The organism is Mesorhizobium sp. M0496, assembly GCF_040321205.1.
Classification (GTDB): Bacteria; Pseudomonadota; Alphaproteobacteria; order Rhizobiales; family Rhizobiaceae; genus Mesorhizobium.
Map to the genome: position 1 here is coordinate 49,303 of NZ_JAMYRC010000026.1, position 16,943 is coordinate 66,245.

The following is a 16,943-nucleotide window of genomic DNA, read 5'->3' on the forward strand; positions in this document are numbered from 1 at the left end:
ATCACTTCATGGCGGCAGCATCATCCCAGCCGGTCCGGGGCCGCGCAATGCCGCCAGGTGGAGATGGCGGATATTTGATGATAGGGATGAATCACATCCGCTATTGACGCTTGCGGTTGACACGGACAAGGCTCCTCGTTTATGAGCCACCCACAGTTCAAAGGCGCGTCTTCTGGCGCGCCTTAAAATTTCGACCCGGACAGGGTCCACACCGACAGGCAAGACCATGAAGATCAAGAATTCGCTCAAGGCGCTGAAGGCGCGTCACCGCGACAACCAGCTGGTTCGCCGCAAGGGCCGCATCTACATCATCAACAAGACCGCCCCGCGCTACAAGGCACGCCAGGGCTGAGTTTAGGGCTGGAGGCTGTTGCCTCCGCCTGTTGATGCTTGTTGCCCGCCTGCCGGCCCCTTCACGCCAAATTCAGTTTGACGTTCCGCCGCCCGGGATTAGAGTCCGGCGATGCGGATTCTTTTTGCATTTTTGACATCTCTGCTTGTTTCCGGTGCCGTTTATGGCCCGGCGCGGGCGGATGATGCTGTCGCTCCGCCGGCCACCCAGAACGCGCCACCGGTGGCAATGACGAAACAGGCCCGTCTCGACCAGCTGTTCGGTGACCTGAAGCGTGAGCGCAACGAAAAGGCAGCCGAGCGCATTGCCGGCAACATCTGGAATGAGTGGTCCCAGTCCGGCAGCGCCTCGATCGACCTGATGATGCAATGGTCGCAGAAGGCAGTCGAAGGCCAGAAATTCGACGTTGCGCTCGATTTCCTCGACCAGGTCGTGACCTTGCAGCCGACCTACGCCGAAGGCTGGAATCGGCGCGCCACCGTGCATTTCATGATGAAAAACTACGGCAAGTCGATGTCCGACATCGATCATACGCTGCAACTCGAGCCGCGCCATTTCGGCGCGCTCTCCGGCCTGGCGCAGATCATGGCGCTGACCGGCCACAAGCAATCGGCACTCGAGGCCTGGCAGAAGGTTCTGGCGATCTATCCAATGATGCGCAGCGCCCAGGACCAGGTCGGCACGCTTTCGGAAGAGCTTGCTGGAGAAGGCATTTAAGGGAATAGGCAGTAGGGATTAGGCAGTAGGCGCAGATCGCGTTACGCACATTCCTACTGCCTACTGCCTATTCGCTACTGCACAACTTATCCCCCTCCACCCCCGTATCTCTCCCCATGAACCTGATCTACGCTGCCCTTGCCTTTCTGATGGCGCTTGTCTTCGGCTTTGTCGGCGTCACCCGCGCCGGCTCATGGCTGATCGAACGTCGCAATCCGTCGATTGGCGAGTTTGCCGACATCGATGGCGCCCGCATCCACTATGTCCATATTCCGGGGCCCGCTAACGCCGAATTGCCGCCGATCGTCTTCGTCCACGGCGCCAGTGCCAATCTCAGGGATCAGATGCTGCCGCTGCGGCCATTGCTCGAAGGCCGCGCCGAAATGCTGTTCTTCGACCGGCCAGGCCACGGCTGGTCGGGTCGTGGTCCCGGCAACAACGAGGACCCGTCGGCGCAGGCCAACACCATCGCCGCGCTGATGGACCGTCTCGGCATCAGGAAGGCTGTTGTCGTCGGCCATTCCTTCGGTGGTGTGGTGACATCGGCGTTCGGCCGCGAGCATCCCGACAGGACGCTCGGCCTGGTCTTTCTGGCACCGGCAACCCATCCATGGCCGGGCGGCGCAACCTCCTGGTACTATGATCTGACGACCATTCCGGTGATTGGCTGGCTGTTTTCCGAGACGCTGACCTATCCGACGGGAACGCTGCGGATGGAAGACGCCACGACCTGCGTCTTCTCGCCCAACAAGGTGCCGGACAACTATGTTGCCGTGGCTTCGATCCCGCTAGTGCTGCGGCCATCGGCCTTTCGCGCCAACGCCACCGATGTCGCCGGGCTCTATCGCTACGCCCTTGGCGCCGCACCGCACTACAATCAGATCAAGGCCCCAACCGTGGTCATTTCGGGTGATCGCGACAAGGTCGTCTATGCGCAGATTCACTCGATCGGCCTCCAGCGCGACATACCGGGCGCCCAACTCATCTGGGTGCACAATCTCGGCCACAAGCCGGACTGGATTGCGCCCGACCTGGCCGTCGGCGCCATCGAGAAGGTCGCTGGCAAGAAGATCGACCTGCAGGCAATGGCCAAGACAGTGGAAGCGCGCATTGCCGGCGATGCTTATGGCGCCGGCAGATGCGCTGATATCAAGGTGCCGCAGGCCGAACTCGCGCCGACCTGATCACGCCTGCCGGTTCGGACGGTCGATCTAACGGCTAGTCTGCACGTCCGATCCGACATAGGCGATGCGCAGCATATTGGTCGAGCCTGGCGTCCTCAGCGGCACACCGGCTGTGATGATGACGCGGTCGCCGGGCTTGCCGAAGCCTTCCTCGAAGGCGATGCGGCAGGCGCGGTCGACCATGTCGTCAAGATCGATTGCGTCGGGTGAGACGACGCAATGCGTGCCCCATAGCAGCGACAGCCGCCGCGCCGTGTTGACGATCGGCGACAGCGCGATGATCGGCACTTGCGGACGCTCGCGGGCGGCGCGCAGGCCCGTGGTGCCGGATGCCGTATAGGTGATGATCGCCGACAGCTTCAGCGTTTCGGCGATCTCACGCGCAGCCAGCGAAATGGCGTCGGCACCGGTCGCTTCCGGCTCGGAACGCTGGGCGTTGATGATGCCGGCATAGGTCGGATCGGTTTCGACCTTGGTGGCGATACGGTTCATCATCGCCACGGCTTCGACGGGATAGGCGCCCGCCGCCGATTCCGCCGACAGCATGATGGCATCGGCGCCTTCGAAGACTGCGGTCGAAACATCCGACACCTCGGCGCGGGTCGGCACGGGTGCTGTGATCATCGATTCCAGCATCTGTGTCGCAACCACCACCGGCTTGCCGGCGCGGCGCGCCGCGCGCGTGATCTGCTTCTGGATGCCAGGCACCGCCTCGAGCGGCATCTCGACGCCGAGATCGCCGCGGGCGACCATCAGCGCGTCGGACAGTTCGATGATCTCGGCCAGCCGGGCGACAGCCTGCGGCTTTTCGATCTTGGCCATGATCAGCGCCCGGCCGCGCGCGATCTTGCGCGCCTCGGCAAGATCCTCCGGCCGCTGCACGAAGGACAACGCAACCCAGTCTACGCCTGTGGCCAGCACGGCATCGAGATCCTTGCGGTCCTTCTCGGTCAGCGCACCAACCGGCAGGTCGGTGTCGGGCAGACTGACGCCCTTCTTGTCGGAGATCGTGGTGCCGGCGACGACCGTGCAGACGATCGACTTGCCGTTGCTCTTCACCGCCTTCAGCTCGAGCTTGCCATCATCGATCAGCAGGCGATGACCGGCTTCGACCGAGGTCAGGATTTCCGGATGCGGCAGATAGACCCTGGTCGAGGTGCCGGGCTCGGGATTGTCGTCGAGTGTAAAAGTCTGGCCGACGGTCAGCACTTCCTTGCCATTGGCGAACTTGCCGACGCGCAGCTTGGGCCCTTGCAAGTCGGCCATGATGCCGATCGGCCGGCCAACCGCTTCCTCGACAGCGCGGATGCGTCCGACCAGCGTGCGCATCAGTTCGTGATCGGTATGGCTCATATTGATGCGGAACACGTCGGCACCAGCTTCGAACAGCTTCTTCAGCATCTCCTCCGACGAGGAGGCCGGACCGATGGTGGCTAGGATCTTGACCTTGCGGCTACGTCTCATTGACTGTTTGTTCCCGGGGCGGCTGGAGCGCCTCCCGTTGTGGACTCATCGGTCAGCTGGACCATCCAGCTTGCCTGTTCGCCCGTGTCATATTCCTGGAATCCGGCGCGCTGAAAGCCCCGGGCGACGCAATCGGTTACGCCGGCGATCTTGAACTCTTTTTCAGCCACGCACATGTTGATCGGGCCGTCCCAGCGTCCACCGCGCTCGGCGTCTTCTGCATAAAGATAGTAAAACCTTGATGACAGCGGCCCTTCGATCAGCGTCTTGCAGCTCGATCCCTCGATGTGCCACCAGCCCTCGGTGATCCAGCCGGCCTTGGCGCGATAGCCGATACCGACGCCGACCAGGTTCTGCGTGGCGTTGCAGACACGGAAATCGGCACGCGCCGGCGAGGCCATGACCATAGCCGACAGGCCGACGACAAGGATCAGGAGCGGCATGGCAAAGGCAGAGCGCGTGCGCTGCCTGCCGGCGGAACCCATCCGAAAACCCCTCAAGAACCACATCAGCATCTCTCTGCGCCCCTTTTCGGAAAAGTCCGGGCGCATGTCAACGCACCGTTTTGTTCAATTCCAATCGATTTAGAAAGGCTCCGGCGCACAATTCGCCGACCTCTGCCAGATTTCTCGGGAAACCTTGGCCAAACAACGGCATTGCGCAAGCGTCGTCTTCGTGGAATGACGATAGCATCCTCCCCGGAAGCCAGCGAACAGACCATTTCCCATCAATGACCCGATCCACAGTTTTCGCGCCTTTCGACATTGTCGAAGGTGACCGCAAGCGAGGCATCGTGCTCCTGTGTGACCATGCCCGCCGCGACCTGCCCGACGACTATGGCAGCCTCGGCCTGCCTGCGGCGGAGTTCGACCGCCACATCGCCTATGACATCGGCGTCGAAACGGTGACGCGCGAACTGGCCGCTCTGCTTGGCGTACCGGCGGTGCTTGCCAATTTTTCGCGGCTGCTGATCGATCCCAATCGCGGCGAAGACGATCCGACACTCATTCGCCAGCTCTATGACGGCACTGTCGTGCCCGGTAATTACCCCATCGCTCCCGAGGAGCGCGAAAGGCGGCTCGATGGCTTCTACCGGCCCTATCACGATGCCGTCGGCGCCATGATTGCCTCGGTCGCGCGGGCCTCTGCACAGGCGCCCTTCATCTTCTCGGTGCATTCCTTCACGCCTGCCATGCAAGGGATACTGCGTCCCTGGCATGTCGGTATCCTGTGGGACCTCGACGACCGGGTGGCGCGGCCGCTGATAGACATGCTGGCCGAGGACAAAGACCTCGTCGTCGGCGATAACGAGCCCTATGACGGCGCACTGCGAGGCGACACCATGTACAAGCACGCCATCGTCAACGGTTTTGCTCATGCATTGATCGAGATCCGCCAGGATCTGATAGCAGACCAGAAGGGCGCTCTGGCATGGGCCGAACGGCTGGCGCCGATCGTTGACGCGATCGACCTCCGTCCCGATATACATGTGGTCAAGCAATTCGGCTCCCGCACCGGGCCGCAATGACGGAGGCTGTGACCATGACCGAACTCAGCGACGAGCAGCAACGCGATTTTGAGGCCGCCGCCTTTCGCCGCCTGGTCGAACATCTGCGCGAACGCAGCGACGTGCAGAACATCGACCTGATGAACCTTGCCGGCTTCTGCCGCAACTGCCTGTCGAACTGGTACCGCGAGGCGGCCAATGCCGAGGGCATCGACCTCAGCAAGGACCAGTCGCGCGAGATCGTCTACGGCATGCCTTACGAGCAATGGCAGGCACTCAACCAAATCGAGGCCTCTGACGCCAAGAAAGCCGAATTCGAGGCAAGGCGTCCCAAGGACCACTAGACAAACCTTGTGGGGCGATCGGTCCCCGTCCACCTTCTTCCGGCGTCTCGTATGGCTAGGCCCACTCAACTTCACAATCCTAGGGCGAAGCAAGGAGCGAAGCGACGCGGCGCAAACCCTAGGATCCATGCCGCGAGGGTTGGCACAAGCATAGCGGTTCAGAATAATGGTCGTGGCGCTCCAGCTAGAGCTAGTTCCGCACCATAGCATCGCTCAGGAGTCGCGGCATGGATCCTCGGGTCTGCGCCGCGTCGCTGCGCTCCTTGCTCCGCCCGTGGATGACGAAGAGAGAAGCGTTTCCGCTAATCTCCAACGTAGGTTGTCCGCCACGAACGATGCGATCCTATCTCGCCCTTTGGTCCAAGCATTTCCCCACATACAGCGCTTGACTAGAAATTGAATCGATCTAATTTGCGGCGCGAAGCCATTTTCTGACCGGATTCGCCTTATGAACGCGTCAACAGCCATGCAGACTGCCATTCGCGGACGATGGGCCGTCGCGGCCATTTTCCTTGCCAACGGCTTCCTGACCGGTAGCTGGGCGCCTCAGATTCCGGTGTTCCTGACCCGGCTCGACATCTCGAAATTCACGCTCGGGCTATTGATCCTGCTGTTCGGCGCCGGCGCCGTCGCCGCCATGACCTGGTGCGGTCATTTGATCTCCAGACATGGTTCGCGCACCGTGCTGCGCTGGTTCGGCCTTTGCGGCAGCCTCGGCCTGCTGGTCGTGGCGCTGGCGCCCAATGTGCCGCTGGCAGCCATCGCCATGTTCATCTTCGGCGGCTCGATCGGCGGCATGGACGTCGCCATGAACGCCAATGCCGTGGTGGTCGAACGGCGGCTCTCCCGCGCCATCATGTCGTCGTCGCATGGCTTCTGGAGCCTCGGCGGTTTCGCCGGCGGCGGTCTAGGCGGCTTCGCCATCCAGACCTACGGCCATCTCGCCCACGCGGCGGTGGTGACTGTGCTCGCCTTCGCGGTGATCGCGGTGGCGGTTGGCTATCTGATCGGCGAGAACAGGCCGCAGGCGGCCACGCATCACAAATTCACGCTGCCGGCCAACCCGCTGGTCTACCTCGTCGGCCTGATGGCGCTGCTGACGATGGTTTCCGAAGGTGCGGTGCTTGACTGGGCGGCGCTGTATCTCAGGCAGGAACTCGGCGCAGACCTTGCCATCGCCGGTCTCGCCTACGCCGCCTTTTCCGGTGTCATGGCGATCATGCGGTTCTTCGGCGACGGCGTACGCAACCGCTTCGGCGCGGTGGCAACGCTACGCGGCTCGGCGGTTGTCGCGGCAGCTGGCATGCTGATCGCCGGACTGTCGCCCTCGCCCTGGCTTGCAATCGCCGCCTTTGCCTTGTGCGGCTTCGGCATCGCCAACATGGTGCCGATCATCTTCTCGGCCGGCGGCAACCAGGAAGGCATGTCGTCGGGCACCGGCATGAGCGTCGTCACCACAATGGGCTATTCCGGCATCTTGGTGGCACCGTCTGCGATCGGCTTCGTTGCCGAGCATTCGAGCTTCGGCCCAATCTTCGTGGCCATGTCGGGGCTGCTGATCGTCGTGCTGTCGATGGCCGGGCTTGCTCACCGCGCCGAATTCGCTGCCGCGCCGGCCGAATAAAGTTTCAGCTCTTCGTAGAGGAAATCTGCCACGCGGCGGATGCGTACACTGGTGCGCACGTCGCGATGCATGGCCAGCCATACCGGCAGGATAGGCAATGGCAGCCCAGGCAGTAATTTCTCCACCGATGGATCACGGTCGACCAGCGGCTGCTGGCCGAGACCGATGCCGTTTCCCGCTCGCACCGCCTCCCAAAAGACGATCTGATTGTCGGCCCTGAAGCGGAAACTGCTCCGCGTAACAGGGATGCCATACTGGGTGAAGCCCCTGATGATCTCGTCGCTGCGGTCGAAGCCGACCAGATCGTGGTCGACAAGGCCGGATGGCTCCAGAGGACGGCCGCGCCGGTCGAGATAGGATTTGGCCGCGCAGGCGCAAAGCGGAATATCGCAGACCTTGCGTGCCACCAGTTCATTCTGCGCCGGCTTGACCATGCGGATGGCGATGTCGGCATCCCGACGCAGCAGGTTCTCGACCTGATTGGAGGCGACGACCTCAACCTCGATACCCGGCTCCTCGATCCCTAGCCGCGCCGTCATCTCCGGCAGCACATAGGCGGCGACAACTTCGCTGGCTGCTATGCGCACCGTGCCTTCGATTGCCTCGACCGATCCCAGCGCCAGCAGTGAAAAGGCGCTTGCCTGCTCGCTGACCGCCTTGCCGCGTTCGAACAGCGTGCTGCCGGCTTCGGTCAGTTCATAGCCGCGCCGCCCACGCCGGAACAGCGTGATATCAAGCGCCTGTTCGAGTTCGCCGATGTGACGGCCGAGTGTCGGCTGGCTGGCCGAGAGCTTTCGCGCGGCAGCCGACAGGCTGCCGGTTTCCGCCACCGTGACGAAGCTCTTGATCAGGTTCCAGTCGATTTCAGCCATTCATTTATGAATATCAGAGCGCCAATCATTGTCAATTTCAATTCACTTGCGAAGCGATCATGTTCAGGCTGCAAACACAAACACGGAGACCAGAAATGACCAAGATCGCAATTCTCGGTGCCAATGGCCGGCTCGGCCGCGTCGTCGCCAAAGCTTTCATCGACGCCGGCTTCGACGTCCGCACCGTCACCCGTACCGGCAAGGTGCCGGCCGAACTCAAGGGCGCTACGGCGGTTGCCGGCGATGCGCTGGACCGTCAATCGCTGGTCCGCGCTACGGCAGGTGTCGATATCGTCTTCAACGGCCTCAACCCGATTTACACCGACTGGGGCAAGTGCCTGCCGATGGCCGAGAACGTCATGGCCGCTTGCCATGCAAATGACACGCTGCACCTCTTCCCCGGCACCGTCTACAATTACGGCTCGCCGATGCCGGCGGTGATCACGGAAGACACGCCGTTCCACCCGACGACAGAGAAGGGCCGCATCCGCTGCGCCATGGAGGATTTGTTCCGCCGTGAAGCCGAAGCGGGCCGCGTCCGCACCATCATTCTGCGCGCCGGCGATTTTTTCGGCGGCAGCGGTAGCGGCTCCTGGTTCGATCTGGTCGTCGCCGCCAAGATAAGCAAGGGCATCTATACCGCGCCCGGCCCTGCCGATCTGGTGCATGAGTGGGCCTATCTGCCGGACTTTGCCGTAGGCTTCGTTGCGTTGGCTCGCAATCTCGACAAGCTCGGCTACTATGAAGCACTGAACTTTCCCGGCCATGCAGTCACCGATCTGGAGATCAAGGCCGCCGCCGAGAGGGCCGTTGGCCGCCCGCTCAAGATGACCTCGATGGCCTGGTGGGTGCTGCGTGCCGGCAGCCCGTTCGTGGCAATGTGGCGCGAGATCGTTTCGATGTCCTATCTGCGCTTCGAGCCGCACCAACTGGCTTCGGCAAGGCTGGAAGGCATCATCGGTGCGATTCCCCATACACCGCTCGACCAGGCGGTCACCGAGGCTCTCGAGGATATCGGCATCGCCACCGTGAATGGCACCGCGAAAGCCGCCTGACAGGCCCGGCGGGTCACAGCCTGCCCATCCAATCTCTTGCACCGAGAAGTCTCTCAACACACTGAAAACTCGTCAGACCCGCCCCATCAACACCAGCACCAGGAGCACCACCAGCACCACGCCAAGAATGCCGGACGGTCCATAACCCCAAGAACGCGAATGCGGCCAGGCCGGCACGGCGCCAATGAGCACGAGAACCAGGACGATGATGATAATGGTGGTGATCGGCATGGGAAACTCCCTGCACAACATTGCTCCGGTGACAACGCTTCGCATTGCTCTTGGGAGAACAATGCAAAGGCCGCCCGGTTGTTCCAGGCGGCCTTTGCGTCAGAGAAACGCAGACAGGTGGTCTATTCGGCGGCTTTTGGAAAGGCGATCTCCGGCTCTGCTCCGGCATCGTCCTGTCCCGACGCATCGGTCGACGAGATCTCGCCCTTGCCGCGCCGGAACAGCCGGCTGAACCAGCCACGCCGCGCGCCCGGCCTGACCTTGGCGCGGGTGAACACCATCAGCATCGACGGCGTCACCACCAGCGTCAGCACCGTGGCGAAGGACAAGCCGAAGACGATCGCCGACGACAGCGAAATCCACCATTGCGTCGACGGCGCGTTGATCGTCGTCTCGTGATGGAAGATTTCGAGGCCAAGGCCGAAGGCGATTGGCAGCACGCCGAGAATGGCCGACACCGCCGTCAGCACCACGGGGCGGGCGCGTTCGCGGCAAGTCTGCAGCACCGCCTCGACCTTGTCCCAGCCCTCTTCGCGCAGCCGGTCATAGGTATCGATCAGCACGATGTTGTTGTTCACCACCACGCCGGCCAGCGCGATGACGCCGATGCCCGACATGACGATGCCGAACGTCTCGCCTGTTATCAGCAGGCCGAGGAACACGCCGATCGTCGCCATGACCACGCAGGACAGCACCAGCCAGACGCTGGTGAACTTGTTGAACTGCGCCAGAAGCACCAGGAAGATCAGGAAGATCGCCGCTCCGAAGGCCTTGCTGAGGAAGGCGCTGGCTTCGGCGCTGTCCTCGTTCGAGCCAGCCAGCTTCCAGCGGATGCCGCTGCCCAGATCCATATCGGAGACGGCCTTGGTGACCTGCTCCTGCACGGTCGCGACCTGGGCGTCAGCGGCGACGTTGGCCTGCACGACCACTGTTCGAGCACCGTCGATGCGGTTGAGGATACCAACCGTCGGCTCGGGTTTGCGCACGACGAAATTCGAGATCGGCACAGAGCCTTGCGCGGTCTGCACCCGCAACTCGTCGAGCGTCGACAACGTGCGCCGGTCTTCGGGCAGGCGCAGCCTTATGTCGACGGCATCGTCTGCGCCGGCCGGACGGTATTCCGAGAGCTTCAACCCGTTGGTCACCAGCTGCACCACGGTTCCGACTGCCGTCGGGCTGATGCCGTATTGCGCAGCTTTTGCGCGGTCGACCTCGATCGCCCAGTCGACGCCGGGCGGCGGCAGACCATCGGAAATATCGATGACGCCGGGCACCTTGGCGATGCGCTCCGCGACGGCGCGCGCCTTATCGTCGAGCCCTTTCGGATCGATCGCCGAAAGCCTGATCTGGATCGGCTTGCCGGTCGGTGGTCCGGCCTCCGGCACACGCACCTCGACATCGACGCCTGGAATGCCGGCCATGACGCCACGCAGATCGTTCAGGATATCGTTCGCGGATTTGCGCTCGCGCCAGTCGATGAACTCATAGTTGATAACGCCGACCACATCTTCCGGAACGTCCTGGCCGCCGCCCTGCGTCCTGCCCACGCGGGTATAGACCGATTTGATGCCGGGCCAGCCGAGCATCCTGTTTTCCGCAATCTTCGTCGCGGTGTCCATTTCGGCCAGCGAAAGGTTGCCGCGGGCATGAACGTAGAGCAGGCCGTAATCAGGCTCGACGCTGGGAAAGAATTCCACACCCGCGCCATACTTCACATAGCCAACGAACACACCGCTCAACAAGACGACAGTAAGGACCAGCACGGTGATTGGGAATCGCACTGCCTGCTTGACCACGGCCATGTACCAGCCGTCGCGGTGGTCATCCTCGTGATGCTGCGGCGCCTTGGCGAAGATCGCTCCGAGCGTCGGCGCGAACACCAGCGCGTAGAGCATCGAGGCCGACAGCGTGACAATCAGCGTGATCGGCATGTATTTCATGAAGTCGCCGATGATGCCCGGCCAGAACAGCAGCGGCGAGAAAGCGGCGATGCGCGTCATCGTCGCGGCGATGACCGGGCCGGCCATGCGCTTGGCGGCCAGCGCGAAGGCTTCCTCCTTGGGCATGCCTTCGCTCATCCGTCGCTCGGCGAACTCGGTGACGATGATGGCGTCGTCGACCAGCATGCCGACGGCCAGGATGAGGCTGAACAGCACGATCATGTTGATCGTGTAGCCCATCATCGCCAGTAGCAGGATGCCGATCAGGAAGGACGACGGAATGGCGAGACCGATCAGCAGCGAGGCTCGGCCGGACAGCGCGTAAAGGATGACGATGAACACCAGGATGACGGCGATCATCACGTGGTTCTGCAGGTCGCCGAGCAGCTGGTTGACAAAGACGGACTTGTCTTGCGTGTAGGTGACGTGCATGCCCTCGGGCATCGCTTTGACGAAGGTGTCGGAGACTTCCTTCACCTTGGTGAGCGTGTCGATCAGATTGGCGCCGATGCGCTTCTTGATTTCGATGGCGATTGCCGGCTTGCCGTTGAGGCGCGTGATAGTCGTGGCGTCGGCGAAGGTCGAACGGATCGTCGCGATGTCCTTGGCTTGCACGACGGCGTTGGCGCCGGCGACGACCGGCAGCGCAGCCACATCCTCGGGCGTCTCGATCAGCGACGGCACCTTGACGGCGTATTTGCCCTCCGCGCCCTCGATGTTGCCGGCGGCAACCAGACTGTTGGAGCTGCCAACCGCGCCGATCAGCTGATCAAGCTGCAACCCATAGGACGACAGCTTCATGGGGTCGATGACGACTTCGACGAGATCGTCGCGTGAGCCCTGCAGCGAGCCTTCGAGAACGCCGGGCACCTCTTCGATGCGGTCGCGCAGTTCGCGCGCGGCGGCGGTCAGCACACGTTCGGGCAATTCGCCCGACAACGTGACGACCATCACCGGGAATTCCGAGATGTTGATTTCGGTAACGACTGGCTCTTCGGCCGCCTGCGGCAGATCGGCCTTGCCGTCCTGCACCTTGCTGCGCGTGTCCTGCAACGCCGTCGCCAGATTGGTCTGCGGCTGGAATTCGACCATTACATAGCCGCCACCCTGGAAGGCGGCCGAGCGCATTTCCTTGAGGCCCTTCAGGCTCTTCAGCTTGCTTTCCATCGGCCGTAGCAGAAGCCGCTCGGAATCCTCGGGCGAAATGCCTTGGTATATCAGGCTGACATACATCATCGGAATCGGAACGTCGGGTTCCGCTTCCTTCGGCGTCGCCTGATAGGCGACCCAGCCCGCCAGCAGAAGGAAGACCAGGACCGAGATGGTCAGGCGGGCATTGTTGATTGCGAGTCTGACGATATCCATGGCTAACGCCTGTCGTTGAATTGCAGGAGCTGCGTCGCAGCCGATTGTCCCAGCCCAGGGCTGATCCGTAGGATCTGTGCTACTGCGTGCCTGCAGTCGCTTCGCCGAGCAGCTTCTTGATGGTCGCCTGGTCGGCATCGACCGGATTGACCAGGTCGCCTTCCTTCACCAGCTCCTGGCCGGCGACGATGATACGCGCGTCGGCCGGGATGCCGCCGAGCACGAGGCCGGTCGGCGTGTCGTCGACGAGGTCGATCGGGAAGAACGCCACCTTGTTGTCCTTGCCGACGGCACGGATGCCGAGGTCGCCCTTGTCGCCGAGTGTCACCACCGAGCGCGGCAGCAGAACCGCGTCGGTCGGTTGCGCGTTGAGCGCGATTTCCGCCGTCATACCGGCCGGCACGGAGCCGTCGCCATTGGGGATCGCCACCTCGACGCGGAAGGTGCGGGTCGCCGATGATGCGTCGCGGCTGATATAACGCACGGTGCCTTCGACGGTCTGCCCGCTGACCAGTCGTATATTGGCCTTGTCGCCGAGCTTGAGATAGCCCAGGTCGCGCTCGCTGACTTCGCCGCGGGCAATCACCGGGTCAAGCTTGAGGATGGTTGCCACCTCGCCGCCCTGCATTATGGAACTGCCAAGTTCCACCGGCACCCTGTCGATAACGCCGTCAAACGGCGCCTTGACTTCGTTGCGGTCAAGCTCGGCCTGCGCGGTATCCAGCTGCGATTGCGCCAGGGTCAGATTGGAGCGCGCGGTGTCGAGCTGCAGCTTCGGCAAATTGCCTGACTTCATCAGCCGCAGCGATGCTTCCAACTCGGCCTGACGCTGCACAACCAATTGCCTGGCGTTGTCGACCATCGAGATCTTTTCTTCCGCCGCAAGCATCATCACCAGATCGCCGCTCTTGACGTGTTGGCCTTGCTTGACCGGCAGCTTGTCGATGACACCGGCGACGCGAGTCGCCAGCACCGCCCGCTTGTCGGCTTCGGTCAGCCCGGAAATGCGGATGGCGCGTGCATATGTCTTGCGCGGCGGCGTCACCACCGCGACGGCGCGCAGTGGTGCCTTCGGCTCGGCTTCCGCCGTCTTGGGCTTGTTGGCGTCCGGCGCCTTGGCCTGCTCGACTTCGGCTGCCTTGGCTTTTTCGGCGGCTACGCTGCCGACCGACGAAAACTCGCCTGTCGCCATCCAGGCCGCGAAACCAATGAGCACAACAATGGCTGCAAGCTTGTGAAACCTGATTCTCGGCATCGTCGTTTTTTCCACTGCGGGTTCGGCCAGCGTCCTCATAACGCGGGCGCGTCGCCGATATGGGTGCGCGCCAAGCCGTGTTCAATTTGCCGTGATCGGCGAAGCGCGCTTCTACATCAAAGTTGCACCGCAATATAGTCCGAAAGTTGCAAGATCATTGCGCCACCGGACAAGATGCGCCCGCCGCCGCCCAGGTTTCGATAGCTTGATATGTTGCTTCGGCAGAGCCCGGAGCCGGTTCACGATCCGACCCCGGCGCCCAGCCCCAGGCGACCAACCTGTCGTCGCGAACATGCAGCGCTATATCCTTCAAGCTGCGGTTGCCATTGCGCAGGGGATCCTTGATCTGGGCGCAGATTTCGGCCGAGGATTTGCCGAACCAGGCCATCTCGGCCGGCGCCAGATGCCAGTTCTCGGCTCCGGGTGGCCCATGCAATGCATTGGAATTGCTGGAGAAATGGCAAGTCGTGCAGCGCAGGCCCGGATTGCCGAAGCCCGATCCATCAGCACCGCGCTGGACATTGAAGGCGTGAACGCGAGTGCCGCCATGATGCGCGCCGGACCAGCGCGGCCGGTCGTCCGCGACATGACAGTCGGCGCAGCGTGGATGCGAGAACACCGCATAGACCTTGTCCCATTCGGACAGGCCTTTTGCTGCGTCGACCGTCGCTGGCGCCGGCGTCTGGCTCTCTTGCGCGATTGCAAACGGCATCGCGAGGACGAGCATGGCAGCAGGCGTCAGCATGATGAGGAACCTTTTCATGCGAAGGCCACCTCCTTGGACAAAGGCAGCGTCCGGATGCGCTTGCCGGTCAACGCGAAGATGGCGTTGGCCAAGGCTGATGCTGCCGGCGGTGTGCCGACCTCGCCGACGCCGCCCATCTTGTGGAAGTTTTCCAGGATGGCGACTTCGAAGACCGGGCACTGGAAGATCCGCATGGCATCGAAATCGTGAAAGTTCGACTGTTCGACCATGCCGTCGGCGAAGGTGATCTCCTGGCCCATCGCTGCCGCCAGTCCATAGATGGCGGCGGAGATCAGCTGCGCCTCGATGATGCCGGGATCGAGCGCGGTGCCGACATCGGCGGCGATCCACACCTTCTCGATACGGATGCCGGCCGGCGTATCCGCCACCTGGACGATCTCGCCGACCCAACTGCCGAAGGACAGCGTGAACGCCATGCCCTTGGCCTTGCCGGCGGGCAGCGCCTCACCCCATTTCGCCATCGCGGCGACTTTCTCCACCACCTTCACCGCCGAGGGATAGGCGGCCATCAGCGTCTTGCGCATCTCGACCGGGTCGACTTTCCCGGCGACTGCGATCTCGTCCATGAACCCCTCATGGAAGAAGCCGTTGACCGAACTGCCGACCGAGCGCCAGGAACCGACAGGGATGGAGACCGCCGCCGCGACACCGCTGACCCGGTAATTCGGGATGGTGTAGGGCTGGTCATAGGCGCCATCGACAATGGTCTTGTCGGGACCGAGCGGCGATATCGAGGGAAACAGCCGGCGCAGCGTGCCGGCAATCACCGATGGCGAGGCCATCTTCATGTCGACGGCGACCGGCATACCATCGTCGCCGAGCCGCGCCTGGAACTTGCCGATAGCGGCCGGCCGGTAGGCGTCGTGACGCATGTCTTCTTCGCGCGTCCAGGTCACCTTGATCGGACGCCCGCCCGTCTCCTTCGACATCAGCGCGGCGCATAGCGCGTAATCCACCTCGACGCGCCGGCCGAAACCGCCACCCATGAAGGTGGTGTGCACGGTAATCCTGTCCTGCTCGACACCGACCGCGTTGGCACACAGCTGCCGCACCAGGGTCGGCGCCTGGTTGCCGCACCAGATGTCGAGCGCGCCATCCCTAAGCTGCGCCGTCGCGTTCATCGGCTCCATCGTCGCGTGCGCCAGATAGGGCACCGCATAATCTGCTTCGACGATCCTTTCGCGCGGCGCATCGGCAAAGGCGCTGTCGACATCGCCATTGTCGCGCATCACCGAACCCTTGGTGCCAAGCGCCTGCTTCAGCACATCGGATATGGCGGCGCTGCTGAGCGGATATTCGGGATCGGACCACTGGGCGTCGATCACCTCGGCGGCCTTGAACGCCGCCCATGTGTTTTCGGCGATGATCCCGAAGCCATGGCCGTAATTCGTCTCGAGCGGCACGATCTTGATCACGCCGGGCATTTTCTCGGCCCTCGATAGGTCCGCCTTGACCGGCCTCGACCAGAAGCGTGGGCTCATCTTGACCGTGCCGTAGAGCATATCCGGCAGCCGGACATCGATGCCGAAGATCGGCGCACCGGTGACCTTGGCCAGCATGTCGATGCGCTTCTGCGGCTTTCCCAGCAGTTTCCAGTCGGCTCGATCCTTGAGCCTGACTTCGGCCGGCGGCACCATCGCGGCAGCGGCCGCGGCGACCGCCCCATAGGTCAGCGATTTGCCAGACGCCTTGTGCAGGATCGAACCGTCGGCCGTTTCCAGATCGGCGGCGGCGACACCCAGTTTTTGCGCCGCAGCCGCGATCAGCATCTGCCGGGCGGCCGCGCCCGCTTGCCGCATCTTGTCAAAACCGTCGCGTGTCGAAGCCGAACCACCCGTGCCCTGCAGGGCAAGGAATTTGCCGACCACGCCGAGACCTGAGCGCACCGCCTGCGCGGTCATGCTCTCGTCGAAGAAGGCGAACGGACCGCCCTCTTCCAAGATCGCTGCGTTGTAATAGGCGTAGGAGGCGGGGCCGTGCTCGACCTTGATCCGATCGAGGCCGACATCGAGTTCTTCGGCGACCATGGCGGCAAGCGTGGTCGAAATGCCTTGTCCCATCTCGGCGCGCGGCGCGACGATGGTGATGGTGTTGTCGGCACCGATCTTCACATAGAGGTTGAAGGTCGCCTCGCCCTTCCCGAGATCGGCCTCGAGCGGGTTCGGAAAGGGCTTGCGATAATAGTAGTAGCCGACGGCAACGCCGCCCGCGACAGCGGCAGCGCCAATCAGGAACGTGCGGCGGGCGATCTTTCCGACACTGGCCAT

15 protein-coding genes are annotated in these 16,943 nt (G+C 62.8%); 7 read left to right on the forward strand and 8 right to left on the reverse strand.

The window, feature by feature from the left end; genetic code table 11:
* Window positions 1–226: 226 nt before the first annotated feature.
* The 3 genes from ykgO to NKI73_RS21070 all read left to right on the forward strand — a co-directional run bounded on the left by ykgO (window position 227) and on the right by NKI73_RS21070 (window position 2,253).
* Complete coding sequence (ykgO, locus tag NKI73_RS21060; RefSeq protein ID WP_006203764.1) at window positions 227–352, forward strand: type B 50S ribosomal protein L36; 126 nt, start codon at window positions 227–229, stop codon at window positions 350–352.
* A 111-nt stretch (window positions 353–463) separates the two neighbouring features.
* The gene (locus NKI73_RS21065; RefSeq protein WP_352632820.1) at window positions 464–1,069 is read left to right on the forward strand and encodes a tetratricopeptide repeat protein; all 606 of its coding nucleotides are present in this window, start codon (window positions 464–466) and stop codon (window positions 1,067–1,069) included.
* Between the two features lie 116 nt (window positions 1,070–1,185).
* The gene (locus tag NKI73_RS21070; RefSeq protein WP_352632821.1) at window positions 1,186–2,253 is read left to right on the forward strand and encodes an alpha/beta fold hydrolase; all 1,068 of its coding nucleotides are present in this window, start codon (window positions 1,186–1,188) and stop codon (window positions 2,251–2,253) included.
* A gap of 27 nt (window positions 2,254–2,280) precedes the next feature.
* On the opposite strand, the gene pyk is transcribed toward NKI73_RS21070, so the two are convergent.
* Window positions 2,281–3,717 (reverse strand): pyruvate kinase, encoded by a 1,437-nt coding sequence (gene pyk, locus NKI73_RS21075; RefSeq protein ID WP_352632822.1) that lies wholly within the window; start codon window positions 3,715–3,717, stop codon window positions 2,281–2,283.
* Window positions 3,714–4,160, reverse strand: coding sequence for a DUF1036 domain-containing protein (locus tag NKI73_RS21080; RefSeq protein WP_352632857.1), 447 nt, complete (start codon window positions 4,158–4,160; stop codon window positions 3,714–3,716). The genes pyk and NKI73_RS21080 overlap by 4 nt, the downstream gene beginning before the upstream one ends.
* A gap of 287 nt (window positions 4,161–4,447) precedes the next feature.
* Here NKI73_RS21080 and NKI73_RS21085 point away from each other — a divergent pair, with 287 nt between their 5' ends.
* The 3 genes from NKI73_RS21085 to NKI73_RS21095 all read left to right on the forward strand — a co-directional run bounded on the left by NKI73_RS21085 (window position 4,448) and on the right by NKI73_RS21095 (window position 7,192).
* Window positions 4,448–5,245 carry an N-formylglutamate amidohydrolase gene (locus tag NKI73_RS21085; RefSeq protein ID WP_352632823.1) on the forward strand — a complete coding sequence of 266 codons (798 nt, stop codon included), beginning with the start codon at window positions 4,448–4,450 and terminating at the stop codon, window positions 5,243–5,245.
* 14 nt (window positions 5,246–5,259) lie between these two features.
* Entirely contained in the window at window positions 5,260–5,568 is a 309-nt protein-coding gene (locus NKI73_RS21090) for a DUF1244 domain-containing protein (protein ID WP_352632824.1), read from the forward strand.
* 448 nt (window positions 5,569–6,016) lie between these two features.
* The gene (locus NKI73_RS21095) at window positions 6,017–7,192 is read left to right on the forward strand and encodes an MFS transporter (RefSeq protein WP_352632825.1); all 1,176 of its coding nucleotides are present in this window, start codon (window positions 6,017–6,019) and stop codon (window positions 7,190–7,192) included.
* Here the strand turns inward: NKI73_RS21095 and NKI73_RS21100 are convergent.
* Complete coding sequence (locus NKI73_RS21100; protein ID WP_352632826.1) at window positions 7,156–8,064, reverse strand: LysR family transcriptional regulator; 909 nt, start codon at window positions 8,062–8,064, stop codon at window positions 7,156–7,158. The two genes, NKI73_RS21095 and NKI73_RS21100, sit on opposite strands and share 37 nt — an antisense overlap.
* A gap of 95 nt (window positions 8,065–8,159) precedes the next feature.
* On the opposite strand from NKI73_RS21100, the gene NKI73_RS21105 reads away from it, so the two are divergent.
* The gene (locus tag NKI73_RS21105) at window positions 8,160–9,119 is read left to right on the forward strand and encodes an NAD-dependent epimerase/dehydratase family protein (protein WP_352632827.1); all 960 of its coding nucleotides are present in this window, start codon (window positions 8,160–8,162) and stop codon (window positions 9,117–9,119) included.
* Window positions 9,120–9,191: 72 nt separating this feature from the next.
* Here the strand turns inward: NKI73_RS21105 and NKI73_RS21110 are convergent, their stop codons facing one another.
* The 5 genes from NKI73_RS21110 to NKI73_RS21130 form a co-directional block, all read right to left on the reverse strand.
* A complete protein-coding gene (locus tag NKI73_RS21110; RefSeq protein WP_352632828.1) occupies window positions 9,192–9,350 on the reverse strand; it encodes a DUF3309 family protein in 159 nt (52 codons plus the stop codon).
* Window positions 9,351–9,472: 122 nt separating this feature from the next.
* The gene (locus NKI73_RS21115) at window positions 9,473–12,655 is read right to left on the reverse strand and encodes an efflux RND transporter permease subunit (RefSeq protein WP_352632829.1); all 3,183 of its coding nucleotides are present in this window, start codon (window positions 12,653–12,655) and stop codon (window positions 9,473–9,475) included.
* 79 nt (window positions 12,656–12,734) lie between these two features.
* Window positions 12,735–13,910, reverse strand: coding sequence for an efflux RND transporter periplasmic adaptor subunit (locus NKI73_RS21120; RefSeq protein ID WP_352632830.1), 1,176 nt, complete (start codon window positions 13,908–13,910; stop codon window positions 12,735–12,737).
* A gap of 154 nt (window positions 13,911–14,064) precedes the next feature.
* Window positions 14,065–14,673: a hypothetical protein gene (locus NKI73_RS21125; RefSeq protein ID WP_352632831.1), complete on the reverse strand. Its 609-nt coding sequence runs from the start codon at window positions 14,671–14,673 to the stop codon at window positions 14,065–14,067.
* Window positions 14,670–16,943, reverse strand: coding sequence for a xanthine dehydrogenase family protein molybdopterin-binding subunit (locus NKI73_RS21130; RefSeq protein WP_352632832.1), 2,274 nt, complete (start codon window positions 16,941–16,943; stop codon window positions 14,670–14,672). Before NKI73_RS21130 ends, NKI73_RS21125 begins: the two co-directional genes overlap by 4 nt.